The 2,319-nt window shown below is 44.6% G+C and carries 2 protein-coding genes; one reads left to right on the top strand and one right to left on the bottom strand.

The features are described from left to right. A partial coding sequence (locus AA84_RS0112290; RefSeq protein WP_028977447.1) for a hypothetical protein occupies positions 1-392 on the top strand: 392 nt, incomplete at its 5' end. Between the two features lie 232 nt (positions 393-624). Here AA84_RS0112290 and AA84_RS0112285 read toward each other — a convergent pair. After that, on the bottom strand, positions 625-1,878 hold the full coding sequence (locus AA84_RS0112285; RefSeq protein WP_028977446.1) for a YecA family protein: 1,254 nt from the start codon (positions 1,876-1,878) through the stop codon (positions 625-627). Positions 1,879-2,319: the final 441 nt, after the last annotated feature.

The following is a 2,319-nucleotide window of genomic DNA, read 5'->3' as shown; positions in this document are numbered from 1 at the left end:
ACCAAAAACTTGTCCAAGTCGACCAAAGGTTCGACGCAATGGATCACAAGTTTGATGCAATGGACCAAAAACTTGTCCAAGTCGACCACAAGTTCGATAGAATGGATGATCGTTTGGATCGCATTGATGAACATCTGTCTGGCGTTGACAAACGTTTGGATCATATTGATGGCCGCTTAATTCACATCAATGAACATCTGTCTGGTGTTGACAAGCGTTTGGATCGCATTGAACGAAAAGTCGATGGCGTCCAAGAACAGGTGGTTAAGAACTCCGAAGGCATCACCACACTTAGTGGGAAAATGGATGAACATGCGGAAATTCTAGCCACTTTATCGTTACGCTCAATTGCTCAGGAAGGCGAAATCAGAAGCTTGAAGCAAGTTCACTAGCGTGCACGTTTAACAAAAGTGAAACCGTCCGGATCGTGATGAAACATCGGATCCGGCATCCGCAGCCTCCACGTCACGCATATCCACAAACCATTCAGTACCTTCTTCTACGATTGCGATCACACATAGAAATTTTCGCGAACATCTCAGTCACAAATGGTAAACCAAATGAATTGAGCAGCCATCCCCGTGAAGAGATGACTGCTCAATTTTTTGCCCATTCGTATTGCCTTCATGATCGCCCGCAGCACTTTTTATATTTTTTGCCGCTGCCGCAAGGACAAGGATCATTGCGACCAACTTTGTGATGAGTCGTCGTATTGCTCGTTGACGGCTTGCCGAAGATCGGCGTTTGGGAACGAATTGGCGCAAGCGGTTGATCAGGCACTGGTTTCAAATGCCGCTTCTCTTTTTGAAACACTTCATGCGGCGTATGCCCCTTTAACACGCCTTGACGGGTGTGATTGTATACATCGGTGACTTTAGCCAATAACGCCTGTACGAACGCGAAAGAAGGAAAATCCATTCGTGTCTGCAGAAATTGAATCACCTTCGACGGGTTCGCATCCGTTTGAATGATGGCGATAATTTGTTTGATGAGCTCTGTTCGTTCCTGATCAGAAATGTGATATTCGCTGACCAAAAAGTTCATGAGCGCGTTGATCTGAGGGGTTTCGTCCACGTCATTCGGATCAGCGGCTCGCATCAGTTGACTTTTCGTAAACGGATAGTCGTCCACATCCGGACGTGCGTGCTGTTCATCTAAAATCTTCTCTGCATCAAAAACGCGGCTGTCTCGAAAGCCAAACGAGGTCGGGCAGATCGCTTTGTAGAAATCACAGGAAGCATGCAGCACATGCAAAAAATCGACGCGATCAACTGGCTTCTCTGTGAGCTCTTCAATCTTCTGCATCAGATGCCATATATCCATCACACCAAAGTAATGCAGCAGTCCATGCGCTAGTTGAATCCACTCCGTATTTCGCCGAACCTTTGCTCTTAATTCGCCGTCGTCATGTGACTCAAACACGCCGATTAACTCAGTCGGCATAAACAGCACCCGCTTGCGCCCTGTAATACCAGGGAACAGGAGACTATAGCTCATATACGTTTCTACTGTAGCAAGCGACAGACCATTGTCAGCAATCACCCCGGAATGCTTGACAATCTTTTTAATCCGGTCATACCTGTCTTGATCAAGCAGGTCTACGATCATCTTGAAAGTTATCGGTATTGATTTGGAAAGTTCTGAAGCCAATTCCGCTTTCTTAAGCGCACTTAGCCCTTTGAACTGATAATTCCGCCGTATTTGATCCAGCTCATTCTTTGTCAATCGGCTCAAGGCGTCATAAAGGCTGCACGGAAACTCAACTTTTTTCCAAAGCTGTTTCTCTTTTCGTTCCTGTAATTTTTGTGTAAAACGCTTTGCGTTTCCTAGCGCATCGAGCAGCGCCACTTTTGTCTTCGCATCCACGTTGTCCGTCATTAATCGTTCCTCCTTTCAAAAAGGCAGATCCTCGTCGTCACTTTTATCTGCATCATTTTGTTCACAAGCATTGACAAAACGTTCAAAATTAACCGTATCAATGTCCCACGAAGGCGGCGGCATTGAAGCGAGTAATGATTTGAGATCGGCTGATAATCTATCCTTTTCATTTTTATCGTTTTTCTTCTTTTTTCTACGTGAACAGTCTTTACAAATATGATTTCGATGGCCTTTCCCTGAAAATTTCTCATTAGGCCGTGTTCTTCCGCAAATTCTGCAATAGTGCCCCACGTCTCAATAACCTCTCCGCAATAAAAGCCTTTTCGCTTTTCTTTCAAGATCTACGTCCATTATCATTAGCATTGCATAAATATAGTCCGAATTTTCAATTTATAACCGTTCGTGAATTTATGCCAAAAAGTTAAAACTCGAAGAAAGGTG

The sequence above is a fragment of the Sporolactobacillus terrae DSM 11697 genome (genome assembly GCF_000648615.1).
GTDB lineage: Bacteria > Bacillota > Bacilli > Bacillales > Sporolactobacillaceae > Sporolactobacillus > Sporolactobacillus terrae.
This window is presented reverse-complemented; position numbering and strand designations above follow the sequence as displayed.

Bases quoted from the DNA above. Each gene is read 5' to 3' on its own strand.
- AA84_RS0112285 (WP_028977446.1), bottom strand. From the start codon at position 1,878: ATGACGGACAACGTGGATGCGAAGACAAAAGTGGCGCTGCTCGATGCG.